At 67.6% G+C, this 15,282-nt stretch carries 17 protein-coding genes and 2 pseudogenes; 15 read left to right on the plus strand and 4 right to left on the minus strand.

From position 1 onward, the window contains the following. Nucleotides 1–18: 18 nt before the first annotated feature. Nucleotides 19–627 (minus strand): glutathione transferase GstA, encoded by a 609-nt coding sequence (gstA, locus tag ACAM52_RS00225; RefSeq protein ID WP_369645751.1) that lies wholly within the window; start codon nt 625–627, stop codon nt 19–21. Nucleotides 628–817: 190 nt separating this feature from the next. Between gstA and ACAM52_RS00230 the strand changes: the two genes are divergently transcribed. From ACAM52_RS00230 to ACAM52_RS00270, 9 genes and pseudogenes are all read left to right on the plus strand, one after another. Beyond that, the gene (locus tag ACAM52_RS00230) at nt 818–1,003 is read left to right on the plus strand and encodes a DUF1328 family protein (RefSeq protein WP_013538518.1); all 186 of its coding nucleotides are present in this window, start codon (nt 818–820) and stop codon (nt 1,001–1,003) included. Between the two features lie 17 nt (nt 1,004–1,020). Next, nucleotides 1,021–1,887 carry a transglutaminase family protein gene (locus ACAM52_RS00235; RefSeq protein ID WP_369647816.1) on the plus strand — a complete coding sequence of 289 codons (867 nt, stop codon included), beginning with the start codon at nt 1,021–1,023 and terminating at the stop codon, nt 1,885–1,887. Between the two features lie 197 nt (nt 1,888–2,084). Further along, on the plus strand, nt 2,085–4,070 hold the full coding sequence (mnmG, locus tag ACAM52_RS00240; protein WP_369645752.1) for a tRNA uridine-5-carboxymethylaminomethyl(34) synthesis enzyme MnmG: 1,986 nt from the start codon (nt 2,085–2,087) through the stop codon (nt 4,068–4,070). After that, nucleotides 4,067–4,710 (plus strand): annotated as a pseudogene (gene rsmG, locus ACAM52_RS00245) (16S rRNA (guanine(527)-N(7))-methyltransferase RsmG). Before mnmG ends, rsmG begins: the two are co-directional and overlap by 4 nt. 114 nt (nt 4,711–4,824) lie before the next feature. Next, the gene (locus tag ACAM52_RS00250; RefSeq protein WP_095743039.1) at nt 4,825–5,439 is read left to right on the plus strand and encodes a LysE family transporter; all 615 of its coding nucleotides are present in this window, start codon (nt 4,825–4,827) and stop codon (nt 5,437–5,439) included. Nucleotides 5,440–5,468: 29 nt separating this feature from the next. Continuing rightward, on the plus strand, nt 5,469–6,389 hold the full coding sequence (locus ACAM52_RS00255) for a ParA family protein (RefSeq protein ID WP_062473764.1): 921 nt from the start codon (nt 5,469–5,471) through the stop codon (nt 6,387–6,389). A 48-nt stretch (nt 6,390–6,437) separates the two neighbouring features. Beyond that, the gene (locus ACAM52_RS00260) at nt 6,438–6,983 is read left to right on the plus strand and encodes an RBBP9/YdeN family alpha/beta hydrolase (protein WP_369645753.1); all 546 of its coding nucleotides are present in this window, start codon (nt 6,438–6,440) and stop codon (nt 6,981–6,983) included. Next, on the plus strand, nt 6,983–7,936 hold the full coding sequence (locus ACAM52_RS00265; RefSeq protein ID WP_062473760.1) for a ParB/RepB/Spo0J family partition protein: 954 nt from the start codon (nt 6,983–6,985) through the stop codon (nt 7,934–7,936). The genes ACAM52_RS00260 and ACAM52_RS00265 overlap by 1 nt, the downstream gene beginning before the upstream one ends. A 131-nt stretch (nt 7,937–8,067) precedes the next feature. Beyond that, the gene (locus ACAM52_RS00270) at nt 8,068–8,967 is read left to right on the plus strand and encodes a CsgG/HfaB family protein (protein WP_070061439.1); all 900 of its coding nucleotides are present in this window, start codon (nt 8,068–8,070) and stop codon (nt 8,965–8,967) included. Between the two features lie 87 nt (nt 8,968–9,054). On the opposite strand, the gene ACAM52_RS00275 is transcribed toward ACAM52_RS00270, so the two are convergent. Beyond that, nucleotides 9,055–10,479 (minus strand): FAD-binding oxidoreductase, encoded by a 1,425-nt coding sequence (locus tag ACAM52_RS00275; RefSeq protein ID WP_070061438.1) that lies wholly within the window; start codon nt 10,477–10,479, stop codon nt 9,055–9,057. A gap of 76 nt (nt 10,480–10,555) precedes the next feature. Here ACAM52_RS00275 and ACAM52_RS00280 point away from each other — a divergent pair, with 76 nt between their 5' ends. From ACAM52_RS00280 to ACAM52_RS00300, 5 genes and pseudogenes are all read left to right on the plus strand, one after another. Next, nucleotides 10,556–11,056 (plus strand): DinB family protein, encoded by a 501-nt coding sequence (locus ACAM52_RS00280; protein ID WP_369645754.1) that lies wholly within the window; start codon nt 10,556–10,558, stop codon nt 11,054–11,056. Between the two features lie 14 nt (nt 11,057–11,070). After that, on the plus strand, nt 11,071–11,670 hold the full coding sequence (locus ACAM52_RS00285) for a cob(I)yrinic acid a,c-diamide adenosyltransferase (RefSeq protein ID WP_062473752.1): 600 nt from the start codon (nt 11,071–11,073) through the stop codon (nt 11,668–11,670). Continuing rightward, nucleotides 11,667–12,023, plus strand: a complete 357-nt coding sequence (locus ACAM52_RS00290; RefSeq protein ID WP_307582518.1) for a hypothetical protein — start codon at nt 11,667–11,669, stop codon at nt 12,021–12,023. The genes ACAM52_RS00285 and ACAM52_RS00290 overlap by 4 nt, the downstream gene beginning before the upstream one ends. A gap of 300 nt (nt 12,024–12,323) precedes the next feature. Then, a pseudogene (locus ACAM52_RS00295) lies at nt 12,324–12,836 on the plus strand (class IV adenylate cyclase); the annotation flags it as partial. Between the two features lie 33 nt (nt 12,837–12,869). Beyond that, entirely contained in the window at nt 12,870–13,508 is a 639-nt protein-coding gene (locus tag ACAM52_RS00300) for an SMI1/KNR4 family protein (protein ID WP_369647817.1), read from the plus strand. A gap of 54 nt (nt 13,509–13,562) precedes the next feature. Here the strand turns inward: ACAM52_RS00300 and ACAM52_RS00305 are convergent, their stop codons facing one another. After that, entirely contained in the window at nt 13,563–13,940 is a 378-nt protein-coding gene (locus ACAM52_RS00305) for a MerR family transcriptional regulator (protein ID WP_369645755.1), read from the minus strand. A 95-nt stretch (nt 13,941–14,035) separates the two neighbouring features. Here ACAM52_RS00305 and ACAM52_RS00310 point away from each other — a divergent pair, with 95 nt between their 5' ends. Further along, entirely contained in the window at nt 14,036–14,497 is a 462-nt protein-coding gene (locus tag ACAM52_RS00310; RefSeq protein ID WP_369645756.1) for a hypothetical protein, read from the plus strand. On the opposite strand, the gene ACAM52_RS00315 is transcribed toward ACAM52_RS00310, so the two are convergent. Then, complete coding sequence (locus tag ACAM52_RS00315; RefSeq protein ID WP_369645757.1) at nt 14,475–15,119, minus strand: GDSL-type esterase/lipase family protein; 645 nt, start codon at nt 15,117–15,119, stop codon at nt 14,475–14,477. The two genes, ACAM52_RS00310 and ACAM52_RS00315, sit on opposite strands and share 23 nt — an antisense overlap. Nucleotides 15,120–15,282: the final 163 nt, after the last annotated feature.

Consider the following 15,282-nt stretch of genomic DNA (forward strand, 5'->3'; position numbering starts at 1 on the left):
CGTTCTGCGCGCTTTTGCTTACTTCAGCAGGCCTTCGGCCTTCATTGCTTCCTGAACGGCGGGGCGGGCGGCCACGCGGGCGTGCCAGGCCAGCACGTTGGGGAAGTCCGAGATGTCCACGCCGGTGGGCTTGGTCCAGTTGGTGACGGTGAACAGGTAGCCGTCGGCCACGCTGAAATGCTCGCCCATCAGGTACTGCTTGGCGGCGAGTTCGCTGTCAAGCCACTGGAAGCGGGCCTTCAGCTTGTCCTTGGAGATGGACTTGGCTTCCTCGGGCATGGCCGGGTTGAACAGCGGGCTGAAGCCCTTGTGCATCTCGGTGCCGATGAAGGTCAGCCACTCCTGCAGGCGGTAGCGCGGCATCGTGCCGTTGGCGGGCGCGAGGTTCTTGGTGGGGGCGAGGTCGGCAATGTACTGGACGATGGCCGGGCCTTCACGCAGGCGGGTGCCGTCGTCGAGCTCGAGCATCGGCACGTAGCCCAGCGGGTTGATGCCGTAGTAGTCGGTGCCGTCCTGCAGCTTGTGGCTCTTGGTGCTGGCCAGCACCGGCTCGAAGGCGATGCCCGCTTCGTGCAGCGCGATGTGGGGGGAGAGGGAGCAGGCGCCGGGCGAGTAGTACAGCTTCATTCGAAAAAACTCCAATGGATAGAAGGAAAAGATCTGTGCGACCGCAGGGGATGCTAGCGGGTTTGGCTGCATCGCGTTTTTGTCCTACGGAGGCTCGCGCGTGGCGACTATCGGGCGGCGCGGCGGGGCTTCCTACAGTCCGGACACGGCGGCGCATGCCCGCCGCAAAGCAACCAAGGAGTGGTTCACCATGCTCAAGTACGCGATCATTTTTGCGGTCATCTCGCTCGTGGCGGGTCTGCTGGGCTTCGGCGGCGTGGCGGCCGGCGCGGCGGGCATCGCCAAGCTGCTGTTCGGCCTGTTCCTCGTGCTGGCGGTGCTGTTCGTGGTGCTGGCCGCACTTGGCGTGGGCGCGGTGAAGAAGGCGCTCGATTGACCGCCTTGCCCCATGCCATGCACCTGTCGCACGTCGATCTGCGCCTGGACTACGAGGTGGACGCCCCGGCGCACCTGCGGCTGAACATCGAGGCCGCGCGCACGGGTGCGCAGGCGGTGCTGGCCGAGACACTCACCATCGCGCCGCCCGCGCGGCTGCGGATGGGCTGCGAGGCCGACAGCGGCAACCGCTTCGTGCGCTTCGACGCGGCGCCCGGGCCGCTGACCATCGCCTACCGCGCGACGGTGCGGCGCCCGGTGGTGCATGTGCCGGCCACCTTGCCCGAGGTGCCGGTGAGCCAGTTGCCCGACGCGGTGCTGGGCGACCTGCTGCCCACGCGCTACTGCGAGTCGGACCTGCTGGCGCGCTGCGCGCAGCAGCTCTTCGGCGACCTGCCGCCGGGCATCGGCCGCGTGCAGGCGATTGCCGACTGGATCCACGACAGCATCGTCTACGTGCCGGGCAGCAGCGACTCGACCACCACGGCGCGCGAAGTGTTCGTGCAGCGCGCCGGCGTGTGCCGCGACTTCGCGCACCTGGGCATCACCTTCTGCCGCGCGCTCAACATTCCGGCGCGGCTGGTGGTGGGCTATGTGTGGTTCGACGAGCCGCCGCAGGACTTTCACGCCGTGTTCGAAGCCTGGCTCGGCGGGCAGTGGGTGCTGTTCGACCCGACGCGCATGGCGCCCGTCGACCGGCTGGTGCGCGTGGGCACGGGGCGCGACGCGAAGGACGTGGCCTTCTCCACGATCTTCGGCGCGGTGCGCATGACCGACAAGAAGCTCGCCGTGCGCGAATTGCAGGACGAGCGGGTCATTGCGCCGCGCACGCCGGCACCCAGTGGCGAGCTGCGGGGCATCGAGAAGCCCGAACCGGTGCTCTGACCCTCCCAAGTGACCGCCCGATGCGGGTTGTTTGCTATTAAATATGTAGCAAACTGCGCAATGCCGACAAGGCTCCAGGCCGATTTTGGCGCGGCTCCCTAGCTTGTCCACACAGGGGTTGCGGCAGGGCATCGCCGCTTAAAATTAGTGCCCTTTTTTGCGCCGCGCACGCGTCTGTGGTGCGCCCCCTTTTTCCAATGCTGTACCCCGAAGAATTCGATGTGATCGTCGTCGGCGGTGGCCATGCCGGCACCGAAGCCGCGCTCGCTTCCGCACGCATGGGCGCCAAGACGCTGCTGCTCTCCCACAACATCGAGACGCTGGGGCAGATGAGCTGCAACCCGTCGATCGGCGGCATCGGCAAGGGCCACCTCGTGAAGGAGGTCGACGCGCTCGGCGGCGCGATGGCCATTGCCACCGACGAGGCGGGCATCCAGTTCCGCATCCTCAATTCGAGCAAGGGCCCGGCCGTGCGCGCCACGCGGGCGCAGGCCGACCGCGTGCTGTACAAGGCCGCGATCCGCCACCGCCTGGAAAACCAGCCGAACCTGAGCCTGTTCCAGCAAGCCGTCGACGACCTGATGATCGAAGGCGATCGCGTGGTCGGCGCTGTCACCCAGGTGGGCATTGCCTTCCGCGCGCGCACCGTGGTGCTGACCGCGGGCACGTTCCTCGACGGCCGCATCCACGTCGGCCTCGACAACTACCAGGCCGGCCGCGCAGGCGACCCGCCGGCCATCAGCCTGTCGGCGCGCCTGAAGGAACTCAAGCTGCCGCAGGGTCGCCTCAAGACCGGCACGCCGCCGCGCCTGGACGGCCGCAGCATCGACTTCTCGAAGTGCACCGAACAACCCGGCGACGGCATGCCTGGTGGGGCAGGGCCGATGCCGGTGTTCAGCTTCATGGGCAAGGTCGAGATGCACCCGCAGCAGATGCCGTGCTGGGTGACGCACACCAACCAGCGCACGCACGACATCATCCGCTCCGGCTTCGACCGCAGCCCGATGTTCACCGGCAAGATCGACGGTGTCGGTCCGCGCTACTGCCCGAGCGTCGAAGACAAGATCAACCGCTTCGCCGACAAGGACAGCCACCAGATCTTTCTGGAGCCCGAAGGCCTGACGACCAACGAGTACTACCCGAACGGGATCTCGACCAGCTTGCCGTTCGACATCCAGTACCAGCTGGTGCGCTCGATGCCGGGCCTGGAAAACGCCCACATCCTGCGCCCGGGCTACGCCATCGAATATGACTACTTCGATCCGCGCGAACTCAAGAGCAGCTTCGAGACCCGCGCGATCCGCGGCCTGTTCTTTGCCGGACAGATCAACGGCACCACCGGCTACGAAGAAGCCGCGGCCCAGGGCCTGTTCGCCGGCATCAACGCCGCGCTGCAATGCCGCGGCGAAGACGCCTGGCTGCCGCGCCGCGACGAGGCCTACCTGGGCGTGCTGGTCGACGACCTGATCACCAAGGGTGTGACCGAGCCGTACCGCATGTTCACCAGCCGCGCCGAGTTCCGGCTGCAGCTGCGCGAGGACAACGCCGACATGCGCCTGACCGAAGTAGGGCGCAAGCTGGGTCTCGTGGACGACGCGCGCTGGGACGCTTTCAGCCGCAAACGCGACGCTGTTTCACGTGAAACAGAGCGGCTCAAGTCGATCTGGGTGAACCCGCGCAACCTGCCGGCGACCGAGTCGGTCCGGGTGCTGGGCAAGGCCATCGAGCACGAATACAACCTGGCCGACCTGCTGCGCCGGCCCGACGTGAACTACGAAACCCTGATGTCGCTGGATGGCGGCAAGTACGGCCCGTCGTCGGTGCTGAGCGCTTCCGAGATCGAGCAGATCGAGATCTCGGCCAAGTACTCCGGCTACATCGAGCGCCAGCACGACGAAGTGGAGCGCGCCGCCCACTTCGAGAACCTGAAGCTGCCGGCCGATTTCGACTACGGCCAGGTCAAGGCCTTGAGCTTCGAGGTGCGCCAGAAGCTGGACAAACACCGGCCTGAGACGCTGGGGCTGGCATCGCGCATCTCGGGCGTCACGCCTGCGGCGATCTCGCTGTTGATGATTCACCTGCGCAAGGGCGGGCACAAGGCCTTCGCCCGCGATGCCGCCGAGACCGCCGCGACCACAGAAACCACCGAAGCTGCTGCCACCGAGCCGCACACCGCACCATGAGCGCGACGCCCCTCGACACGCTGCGCGCAGGCGCAGCCGCCCTGGGCGTGGCCCTGTCCGACACGCAGGGCGAACAGCTGCTGGCCTACGGCACGCTGATGCTCAAGTGGAACAAGGTCTACAACCTCACGGCCGTGCGCGACCCGGCCGGCGTCATGACGCACCACCTGCTCGACAGCCTCGCGGCCGTCGCACCGCTGCAGCGTGAGTGGGCAGGAAGGGCAGGCTGCTCGACGTCGGCTCCGGCGGCGGTCTGCCGGGCGTGGTGATCGCCATCATGCGGCCCGACATCGAGGTCAGTTGCCTCGACGCTGTCGCCAAGAAGGCGGCCTTCGTGCAACAGGTGGCGGCCGAACTGGAGCTGCCGAACCTGCGCGGCCTGCATGCGCGGGTCGAATCGCTGGCCGGAAGCTACGAGGTGATCAGCTCGCGCGCCTTCGCATCGCTGCCCGATTTCTTCAACGGCTCGGTGCACCTGCTGGCACCGGGCGGTGTCTGGCTCGCCATGAAGGGCAAGATGCCGACCGACGAACTGGCCGCCTTGCCGGCCGGCGTCGCAGTGTTTCACGTGGAACAACTGACGGTGCCGGGCCTGGACGCCGAGCGCTGCATCGTCTGGGCGCGCAAAGAGGCCGCCTGATTTCGTAAAAGATGCGACGGCGCCGGCAAAAGCCGGTGCCGGAGCAATCTTCCCGGCGCTGGCCTGCCTTAGACTCGAAGCCTCCCCCTGGCTCTCTTTTTCGAGGCAAATCCCATGTTCGGCATCGCTGACTACGGCGCATTCGTCGCCGCCATCGTCCTGTTCCTTCTGATTCCCGGTCCGGGCAATCTGGCGCTGATCACTTCGACCAGCAAAGGCGGCATTCGTGGCGGCCTGGCAGCGACCTTCGGCGTGATCCTGGGAGACCAGGTCCTGATGTGGGCGGCGGTGGCGGGCGTGTCCGCCGTGCTGGCGGCCTACCCGGCCGCCTTCAAGGCGGTGCAATGGCTGGGCGCCGCCTACCTGGCGTGGCTCGGCCTCAAGATGCTCCTGGCCAAGCCCGGCGCGGCACCGATCCTGAACATCCGCCCGAGCCATTTCCTGCGCCAGGCGCTGACGATCACCTTGCTGAACCCCAAGGCGATCGTGTTCTACATGGCCTTCTTCCCGCTGTTCGTCGATCCGGCGCGCCACCAGGGTGTCATTACCTTCGGCGCCATGGCCGTGACCATCGCCGCGCTGACCTTCCTGTACGGCCTGACCTCGACGCTGCTCACGCACTTCCTGGCCGAGCGCATCCGCGCCAATCCCCGCATCTCGGCCACGCTCGAAAAGCTGGCTGGCACCTTCCTGATTGCCTTCGGCATCAAGCTCGCGATCTCGCGCTGACCGACCCCGACGACCCGCACTGACGACACATGGCCAAGATTTTCTGCATCGCCAACCAGAAGGGCGGCGTCGGCAAGACCACCACCACCGTCAATCTCGCCGCCGGCCTGGCCAAGGTGGGCCAGCGTGTGCTGATGATCGACCTCGATCCCCAAGGCAACGCGACCATGGGCTCGGGCATCGACAAGCGCCAGCTGGAGCTCACGGTGTACGACGTGCTGCTCGAATCGGCCTCGGTGGCCGAGGCGCGGGTGAAGTCCGACAAGCTCGTGGAGGCCGAAGCCAGCTACGACGTGCTGGGCGCCAACCGTGAGCTGGCCGGCGCCGAAGTCGAAATGGTGGCGCTCGACCGCCGCGAAAAACGCCTGCGCACCGCGCTGGCGGCGGTCGGTGCCGAGTACGACTTCGTGCTGATCGACTGCCCGCCGAGCCTGAGCCTGCTGACGCTCAACGGCCTGTGCGCGGCCCACGGCGTGATCGTGCCGATGCAGTGCGAGTACTTCGCGCTCGAAGGGCTCACGGACCTGGTCAACACCATCAAGCAGGTGCACGCCAACCTCAACAAGAACCTGCAGATCATCGGCCTGCTACGCGTGATGTTCGATCCGCGCATCACGCTGCAGCAGCAGGTGAGCGAGCAGCTCAAGTCCCACTTCGGCGACAAGGTGTTCGACACCGTGATCCCGCGCAATGTGCGCCTGGCCGAAGCCCCGAGCTACGGCCTGCCGGGCGTGGTGTTCGACCCGTCCGCCCGCGGCAGCCAGGCCTTCATCGCCTTTGCCGAAGAGCTGGTCGCCAAGATGCCACCCGCGAGCGCCTTTGCCTCGGGCGCGGTGGCACCGCCGGTCACGCCTCCGCCGCGCGTGGTGCCCGACCTGCCGATTCCCGACGATGTGCTGGCCGCCGCGCCTTCTGCTTCCGTCGCCGATACCGATCAAAACCCCGTCTGATGCTCGCCCGAAGGGCGGCAGGCGCTATCAAGTTCGTAGCAACCAGCCATGAGTGAACCCCGCATCCTGCTGCTGCCCGGATGGCAGAACAGCGGCGCCGGCCATTGGCAGACCCGCTGGGAGTCGGTCTACGGCGACCACCGCGTCGACCAGCACGAGTGGATGCGCCCGCTGCGCGGCGACTGGTCGATCCGCCTCGAAGAAGAAGTGCTGGCCGCGCCGGGCCCAGTGGTGCTGGCCGCCCACAGCCTCGGCTGCATCCTCACAGCCGCCTGGGCGGCCCACTCGCGCAACACGCACAAGGTGCGCGGCGCGCTGCTGGTGGCGCCCGGCGACCTGGAGCGCGACGACCTGCGCCAACTGATTCCCGGCTGGGCACCCATCGTGCGCCAGCCGCTGCCGTTCCCGGCAGTGCTGATCGCCGCCAACGACGACCCGTACTGCGAAGCCTCGCGCTCGAAGCAGCTGGCCGCCGATTGGGGCGCACGCTTCATCGATGCCGGCACCGGCGGCCACCTGAACGCCGAATCCGGCCTGGGCGACTGGCCCGAAGGCCGGCAACTCCTGAACGACCTCTCGAAAGACACGCACTGATGGCGACCAAGAAACCCAAGGGCCTGGGCCGCGGCCTCGAAGCGCTGCTCGGCCCGACGGCCGCACCCTCCGCCGATCCGCTCGGCAATGGCGGCGACCGCGCCACGGAAGAGGGCGGCGCCCCGCAGAACCCCAACACGCTGAAGCTCGACCAGATGGTGGCCGGCGTCTACCAGCCGCGCACCCGCATGGACGAGGGCGCGCTGTACGAGCTGGCCGAGAGCATCAAGGTGCAGGGCATCATGCAGCCGATCCTGGTGCGCCGGCTCGATGCCGAATCGGCCGCGGCCAAGAATGCCGAGTACGAAATCATCGCGGGCGAGCGGCGCTTCCGTGCCGCCCGGCTCGCCGGCCTGGACACCGTGCCGGTGCTGGTGCGCGACGTGCCCAACGAGGCTGCGGCGGCCATGTCGCTCATCGAGAACATCCAGCGCGAAGACCTCAATCCGCTGGAAGAAGCCCAAGGCCTGCAACGCCTGGTGACCGAGTTTGGGCTCACTCACGAAATGGCGGCCCAGGCCGTCGGCCGTTCGCGCAGTGCCGCCAGCAACCTGCTGCGCCTGCTGAACCTGGCCGAGCCCGCCCAGCTGATGCTGATGGCCGGCGACATCGACATGGGCCACGCGCGCGCGCTGCTGTCGCTCGACCGCGGCACGCAGATCACCGCCGCCAACCAGATCGCCGCCAAGAAGATGTCGGTGCGCGAGGCCGAGGCGCTGGTGAAGAAGCTCGCGGCCGAGTTCACGCTCACGCCCTCGCGGCGCGGCAATGCCGGCGAGAAATCGCGCGACCTGCAGCGCGTGGAAGAAGAGCTGGCCGACCTGCTCACGGCCGAGGTCGAGGTGCGCATCAAGAAGCGCACGAAGCGCGGCGAGAGCGGCGAGCTGGCGATCCACTTCGGCTCCATCGAGGCGCTCAACGGGCTCATCGAGCGCATCCGCCGAACGGCCTAGTTCCGCTTGTGTTGCGAAGACGGACCCCAGCGTTCGTTTGATTGATTCCTGCAATCCTTTGCGCGTATCCTCGATCGCGGTTTTTCTTTCAGCCCTGCAAGACCACCACCATCGAAACGAGGGAGTCGACCATGCCGTTCTTCGCCACCAAGTTCCCGCTCGCCGCAGTCGCCGTCGGCGCACTGCTGCTCACGGGCTGCGCCACCACCGACATGCAGATGGGCAGCCAGTCGGCCAAGACCATGGCCACTGGCAGCGCCGCCGGCGGTGCCACCTCGGGCGAGAGCAGCCAGCTCGAGCGCTGCGAATCGCCACTGGGCACCGTGTCGCTGGTCGAGAACGTCAACGCGGGTTGGTACACCATCCTCACGGGCGAGTACCGCCTACCGCCTACTGCAAATCTGTTGCGTTTGTTGGTGCAGCAGTCGAACTGCTTCATCGTGGTCGAGCGCGGCGCGGCCGGCATGAACGCCATGACGCGTGAACGCGCGCTGCAGCAGTCGGGCGAGATGCGCGGCGGCAGCAACTTCGGCCGCGGCCAGATGGTGGCGTCCGACTACGGCCTGTCGCCCGAGATCGTGTTCAGCAACAGCGATGCTGGCGGCATCGGTGGTGCGCTCGGCGGCCTTGTGGGGGGCGGCCGTGGCCGTGCCATCGCAGCCGTCGGCGGCAGCCTGCAGACCAAGGAAGCCAGCGCCTTGCTGACGCTCATCGACAACCGCTCGGGCGTGCAGGTCGCAGCAGCCGAAGGCAGCGCCTCCAAGACCGACTTCGGCGCCTTCGGCGGCCTGGCCGGCCGCAGCGGCGCCGGTGGCCTTGGCGGCTACACCAACACGGCGCAGGGCAAGGTGATTGCCGCAGCCTTCATGGACGCGTTCAACCAGATGGTCCGCTCGCTGCGCAACTACAAGGCACAGACCGTGCGCGGCCAGGGCCTGGGTGGCGGTGGCCGCTTGGGCGTCGACGGTGGCGCCGCGCCTTCGCAGACCTACGTGCCGCCGGAGCCGGCACCGGCACGTCGCCGCAGGTAAGAACAAAACGCGGGCCTTCGGGCCACGAAAAAGCCCGGCGCTCTTGCGAGCCGCCGGGCTTTTTCATTGATGCGTGATCGCGAGGGATCAGAGGCTGAAGATCTTGCCCGGGTTCATGATGTTCTTCGGATCGAGCGCGCGCTTGATCGTGCGCATCATGTCGATCGCGCCCACGCCGGCTTCGGTCACCAGGAAGTCCATCTTGTGCAGCCCCACGCCGTGTTCGCCCGTGCAGGTGCCTTCGAGCGCCAGCGCGCGGCTCACCAGCGCGTGGTTCAGCTCTTCGGCCTTCACGCGCTCTTCGGGGATGTTCGGGTCGAGCAGGTAGCCGAAGTGGAAGTTGCCGTCACCCACGTGGCCGACGAGGAAGTAGGGGATGCCGCTGGCATCGGCTTCGGCCACCGAGTCGAGCAGGCAGTCGGCCAGGCGCGAGATCGGCACGCAGGTGTCGGTCGAGATCACGCGGCAGCCCGGGCGCGACTGCACGGCCGCGAAGTAGCTGTTGTGCCGCGCGGTCCACAGGCGCGTGCGTTCTTCCGGCGTGCTGGCCCATTCGAAGGCGTTGCCGCCGTGGCCGCTCGCGAGTTCCTGCACCGTTTCGGCCTGTTCCTTCACGCCCGCGGGCGAGCCGTGGAATTCCATCAGCAGCATCGGCTCTTCGCGCAGGTTCAACTTGGCGTAGGCGTTCACCATGCGCACCGTGTTCACGTCGATCAGTTCCACGCGCGCGATCGGCACGCCGAGCTGGATGGTCTCGATGGTGGTGCGCACCGCGGCCTCGATGCTCGGGAACGAGCAGATCGCCGCCGACACCGCCTCGGGCAGCGGGTAGATGCGCAGCGTGACCTCGGTGACCACGCCCAGTGTGCCTTCGCTGCCCACCATGAGGCGCGTGAGGTCGTAGCCGGCCGACGACTTCTTGGCGCGCGTGCCGGTGCGGATGATGTCGCCGCTGGCCGTGACCACTTCGAGCGCCAGCACGTTCTCGCGCATCGTGCCGTAGCGCACCGCGTTCGTGCCGCTGGCGCGCGTGGCCGTCATGCCGCCGATGGAGGCGTCGGCGCCCGGGTCGATGGGGAAGAACAGGCCCGTGCTCTTGATCTCTTCGTTGAGCTGCTTGCGCGTGACGCCGGGTTGCACCGTCACCGTGAGGTCGTCGGCGTTGATCGACAGCACCTGGTTCATGCGCGACACGTCGATGCTGATGCCGCCTTGCACCGCGAGCAGGTGGCCTTCGAGCGAAGAGCCCACGCCGAAGGGAATGACCGGCACGCTGTGTTCGCTGGCGAGCTTCACGGCATCGGCAACATCCTGCGTGCTTTCGGCGAACACCACGGCCGCGGGCGGCGGTGCGTCGAACGACGACTCGTCGCGCCCGTGCTGCGTGCGCACCGCCATCGCCGTGGAACAGTTGTCGCCGAAGCGCGCCTTCAGCCCGTCGATCAGGGCTGCGGGGACATCGCGCAGATGAAGCGCCGGCATCAGGTGCGAGGTGGAAGTCGGGGCGTTCATCGGGCGTCTCCTGGAGGGGCTGAGGGGGATCGGCCATTTTACGGAGCGCGCACCATAATGCGCTTCGGTAAAAGACATGAACCCCACGACCCTTGCAGCCCTCGCGGCCTTTCCCTCGCAGCTCGAAGCTCACTACGCGGCCATTCCCAAAGCCTTCCGGCATTGGGCGCCGCCGTCGTGGGAGGGCGTGCCCAGCGAGGCCTTCACCGCCATCGAGCAGCTGTGCCATGTGCGCGACATCGAGATCGAGGGCTACCACGTGCGCTTTCGCCGCACGCTCGCCGAGACCCATCCGACGCTCGCATCGATCGACAGCGAGCCGCTGGCCATCGAGCGCCACTACGGCGCGGCCGACCCTGCCACCGTGCTCGCCGAGTTCCGCCTGGCGCGCGTGCAGACGATGGAAATCATCTCGCAGCTGAGCGACGCGCAGCTGGCGCGCACGGCCGTGTTCGAGGGCTACGGCCCGCTCACGATGCGCAGCCTCATCCATTACCTGTGCAGCCACGACCATCAGCATCTGGCCGGACTGCAGTGGCTGGCCGGCAAGATCGACGCCGCCGGCCTTTCGACCTGAACCGAGGAGCGCCCATGGGCAACCGACTTTCCCAGATCGCCACCCGCACCGGCGACGATGGCACCACCGGCCTGGGCGACAACACCCGCGTGCCCAAGGACCACCTGCGCGTGCACGCGATGGGCGACGTGGACGAACTCAACTCGCACATCGGCGTGCTGCTGTGCGAACCGCTGCCAGAGCCCGTGCGCGAGTTGCTGGTCGACGTGCAGCACCAGCTCTTCAACCTCGGCGGCGAACTCTCGATGCCCGGTTTCACGCTGCTCAAGCCCGAAGCGCTGCTGCAGATCGACAACGCGCTGGCCGACCACAACGCCGCCTTGCCGCGCCTGGCCGAATTCATCCTGCCCGCCGGCACGCGCGCCGCCTCGCTCGCACACGTGTGCCGCACCGTGGCGCGGCGTGCCGAGCGCGCCGTGGTGTCGCTGGGCGCCACCACCGAACTCAACGATGCGCCGCGCCAGTACCTCAACCGGCTCAGCGACCTGCTCTTCGTGCTCGCGCGCGTGCTCAACCGCATGAACGGCGGCGACGACGTGTACTGGAAGAGCGAGCGCATGGCCCGCGCGGCCGCCGCCGAATCCGAAGACCACTCCCAGGGGACGACGCCATGAAGAAGCTTCACATCACCACCGCATCGCTCGCCGCCATCGCCGCTGCGCTCTGGCTGCCCGTCACCGCGCAGGCGCAGAGCGCCGACAACCCGCCCCAGGCCGAACGCGCCCACACGATCAAGTCGCCCTCGCGCAGCGGCAAGGTCGTGGGCAGCGTGCAACGCGGCACCAACGCCGCCGGCCGCGGCGTCAACCGTGCCGATGCCGCCACGCGGCGCGGTGTGAGCAACGTGTCGGAAAAAGCCAGCCGGCCCGTGCGCAACGTGGGCGAGTCCTTCGGACGCAAGCTGGCACCGGGCTCGAGTGGGCGCGCGGCGCCGCCGCCTGTGGGGCCGCAGGGCAACGCGCCCTGAGTCTTTGCTGTTGTTCGCTCAGGGCAACGCTCCCGCCGACGCGGTACCTTGCTCCGCGAATGTCCCCCGGCCTGCGGCCTCCTCCTTGATTTCGCTGCGCAAGGCACCGCATCGGCGTGAGCGCTGGGCAGTGCGGTCGCTGATCGGCCGCACACCCGCGCCGCTTCCCGTGCGCAGGACACTGGGTGCTTCCCGCAGCGAAATCAAGGAGGAGGGCGAAGCCCGGGGGACATTCGCGGAGGGAAGTACCCGGTGGCCTGTGCACGCGCCCCGAACCCACCGAAAGGAAAGCCCACAGACATGGCAAGAAACATAGAGATCAAGGCCCGCATCGACAGCGTGGACCGCATCGCAGAAATCGCCGCAACGCTCGCCGACCAGGGCCCCATCGAGATCGCGCAAGACGACACCTTCTTTCGCTGCGAGCACAGCGCCGACCGCCTCAAGCTGCGCACCTTCGCGCCCGACCGCGGCGAACTCATCTTCTACCGCCGCGCCGACAGCACCGGCCCGAAGGAATCGTTCTACCTGATCACGCCCGTTACCACGCCCGACGCGTTGCGCGAATCGCTCACGCTCGCCTGGGGCCAGGCCGGCCGCGTGCGCAAGCAGCGCCGCCTGTTCCTCGTGGGCCGCACGCGCGTGCACCTCGACCGCGTCGAAGGCCTCGGTGAATTCCTCGAACTCGAAGTGGTGCTGCAAGACGGCGAGCCCGCCGACGCCGGCGTGGCCGAAGCCCATGCGCTCATGGCCCGGCTCGGCGTCGCTGAAGACCAGCTGGTGCAGGGCGCCTACGTCGACCTGTTGCGCGCGCAGGCCGCGCCTTCCAAGGCGGGAGCAACTGCGATGGAGCGTCTCGAGAAATGGCTCGAGATCAATCTTCAGGAGGTGCACGCAGATCTGGCACCAGGATGCACAGAGGCGGCCATCGCTGAGTTCGAGCGCGAAGTCGGCAGGAGCTTTCCCGCGTCGCTGAAAGACTTGTACAAGGCACACGACGGGCAGGCAGGGACTGCCAACACCGGGCCGTTCTATGGCTTGTCGTTCCTGTCGATGGTGCAGGCGAAGGGCCACTGGATCGACTGGAAGAAGATCGCCGACGAGACCTCGCCTGAGGTCATGGAGGGAGCAAGCATGTTCTCGAAGTCGGCATCGGCGGGCACCGTCAAGGAGATCTACGCGAACGCGTACTGGATTCCGTTCGCGTACGACCACGGTGGCAACTACCTCGGAGTTGATCTGGACCCGGGACCACGTGGAACGATCGGGCAAGTCATCAACTTCGGGCGAGACGAAGACGAGAAGTTCGTCGTCGCGAGTTCTGTTGCGGCCTTTCTGGAGTGGCTGGTGGACCAATTGGAATCGGGCAACTCAACGGTCAGACTCGAAGACGATGGCGGACGAAGCCTCAACACGAAGGAGCCCGAGATGTCTCATTTCCTGGACGCCATCAAGATTCTCTTTGCTTCACAGCGTGGTGCCTGAACGACTGGAGGCACGCTGCGCTGAGCAAGCCGAAAGCCAACTGGTGCAGGGCGCCTACGTCGACCTGTTGCGCGCGCAGGCTGCCTGAGCCATCGGGCAGCCTGCGGGCACGCGTTCCAGCAGGTCTTGCCGCAGCGCGTTCAGCTCGGCGATCTTCTGGTCGATGACCGCGACCTTGTCGGCCAGCAGCGCCGCAATCGCCTGGTCGGGCGCGGCCGACTCCCACACCGCGGGCAGGTTGTCGCCGATCTCGTGGAGGCTGAAGCCGAGCTTCTGCGCGGTGCGGATGTAGCCCACCATCTGCACGGTTTCCTTCGCATAGACCCGGTACCCGTTGCTGCCACGCTGCGCGCGGATCAGGCCGCGCTCTTCGTAGAAGCGCAGCGTGTCGCGGCTCAAGCCCGTCGCCGAAGCCAGCTGGCCGATCTGCATGGTCGTGGTTCCTTCGCCGAAGAATGTGCTTGACCCTGGAGCGGACCCGAGGCTTTAGCTTCCGGGGCTTCTTCACTCCCGCAGGGCTCTTCTTCATGATCGCGCTTCCCACCTACCAACGCATCGTCCGCGCCAGCGCCTGGTACGACCTCGTGGTGACCATCGGCTTCGCCACCCCGTGGACCTTTGCGGCCGTGCACAACTTGTTGCTGTGGACCATCCAGACGCTGCAGCTGCCCGGTAGCTTTCCGGCCTTCGACCCGGTCCACATGCTGATGGCCAACCTGCTCGGCTCGGTGGTCACCGTCTGGGCCGTGCTGCGCATCCGCGATCCGCGCCTGCGCTATGGGCGCTACGACGCCGTGGCGCGCTTCCTGTTCGCGACCTGGCAGGTCTACGCCGTGACGCAGGGCGCCAGCCTGATCATCCTCGGCTTCACCGCGATGGAACTGCTGTTCGGCGTGCTCGAGAGCCTGCCGGTGCGCGATGCCACCGCACGCGCACCGATGCGCGCCGACGACCGCACCGCAGGCCTCAGCGCCAGCCCGCAGCCTTGAGCTGCTCGGCCAGCTGCTGCGCCACCTGGGCGTAGCCCTTCGCGTTCGCGTGGATGCGGTCCGAGCGCAGGGCTGCATCCGACAGAACGCTCGAATACACACCCGCGACCAGCAGTGCCTGGCCCGACTTCCCCACGACCTCTTCGTAGAACGGCGCGTCGCTGAGCGAGCCGACCACCGCGCGCATCGCATCGGGCGCCGGCGTGGCCAGCACCGCCACGTGCGACGTGTGCGCGCGCGCCTGCTCGATGAGTGCCGCGAGGTTCTCGCGCGTGCTGGCAGGCGACACGCCGCGCAGCATGTCGTTGCCGCCGATGCCGATCAGGATCGCGTCGTAGCTGTTGGCGGACAGCAGCGCGGGCAGGCGCTCCAGCGCACCCGCCGAGGTGTCGCCGTTGACCCCCGCGTTCTCGACCTGCCAGCCCGTGAGCTCGCCCAGCTTCGCGGGCCATGCCGTCTCGGGCGACGCACCGTAGCCGAAGGTCAGGCTGTCGCCCAGCGCCAGCACGCGGGCATCGGGCTTCAACGCGTTGGCTGAGGCCTTTCGTTTGCCGCATGCGGAGAGCAGCAGGGCGGAGGCCGGCACGCCGGCGAGCATCTGGAGGAGGTGGCGTCGCTTCATGTGGCGCGCAGCTTAAACGAGGCCGCGCGGCCGTTGGCGCTTGCCCCTTCGCTTGCTCGGAAAGCGCATAAGCCTCTCCGTTTTCGTTCCTTCCCGGCACCGGGACAGCGGCGAAGAATCGCGGCCTCCACGCCGATTCGTTCATCCCTTCACTGCCACCGAG

This window comes from Variovorax sp. V118, assembly GCF_041154445.1.
GTDB lineage: Bacteria > Pseudomonadota > Gammaproteobacteria > Burkholderiales > Burkholderiaceae_C > Variovorax > Variovorax boronicumulans.